Source organism: Vaccinium witches'-broom phytoplasma str. VAC (assembly GCF_000309405.1).
GTDB lineage: Bacteria > Bacillota_I > Bacilli_A > Acholeplasmatales > Acholeplasmataceae > Phytoplasma.
The window spans coordinates 1-1,080 of record NZ_AKIN01000189.1; the positions used below are offsets into that span (position 1 = coordinate 1).

Below are 1,080 nucleotides of genomic sequence, written 5' to 3' on the forward strand. Positions count from 1 at the left end.
CTTTATTATATTCCCAAGCTAAAAAGCAATTCCAAACGAGAAATAAACAAGAAATATTAATTTTTTTAGAAAAAACATATTTAGATAATAAAAATTTTATTTTACCTAAACATGTTTTAAAACAGTTATCTAATGATGATAAAAAATTACAAAAATTTTATGAAGATACTTGTTTAATCATTAATAATGATAAAAATGACAATTCTTTTTTACAATCTTCTTTTAATTTAGAAAGTAAAATAGAAGATATTAAAAGAAATCTGAGACAATCTAAAATAAATGCTCGTTTTAAAGCTATTTATAATTTTTATGAAGAACAAAAGATTAGTTGGTTAACGCTTACTTTGCCGCATCATAATGCTAACGGTTCTTTATCAAAAGAGGTTAAAAATTATGATCAAACGCATCAATTAGTAAAAAAATTTATTAATAAATTACGTTATGAATATAGACAAATTTTACATCAAAAAGGCTTTAAAAAAGATAAAATTATTGAATTTTTAAAAGAATTTAAATATTTTATTGCTTCACAAATACAAACTAAAAATAATAGAAATGTATGGCATTTTCATATTATGTTTAATATTGATTTATTAAAAATTTTTGGTTTTACTAATGAAATGATGTGTCAAAAAAAAGGTTTAATAAATAATTCAGAATTTTTAGAAAATAAAACATATTACGAGAAACATCAACATAGATATAATAATAAGAATGGTTGGAAAAAAGTTAAAAGTAAAAATTTAATTATTCCTAATGTTTTTAAATTATGGGCTGATATTGTTAATAATGAAAAAGGTTTATCTAATTTAAAGAGATTAAATCCTCGTTCTCAAAATTTACAAGTTTTTAAAAATAATGCAAAAATTAAATTAGAAATAAATGAATGTCAATTGAAACAAAGTGTTTGTAAAGAAGATAGTTCTTCTATTATTTTTAAATATGTTACTAAATATGCTGAGTATGTCGGCAATGATAAAGAAATTAAAAAAATGATTTTACAAAAGAAAAATTATTTAACAGGTAAACGTTTATTTCAATTTTCTAAAAGTTGTCAAAAATTACCTATTACTAAAACTT

The 1,080-nt window shown here is 19.8% G+C and carries 1 protein-coding gene; it reads left to right on the forward strand.

The features are described from left to right. Window positions 1–1,080, forward strand: a 1,080-nt coding sequence (locus RI68_RS03990) for a hypothetical protein (protein WP_017193730.1), incomplete at both ends; no start/stop codon positions are given.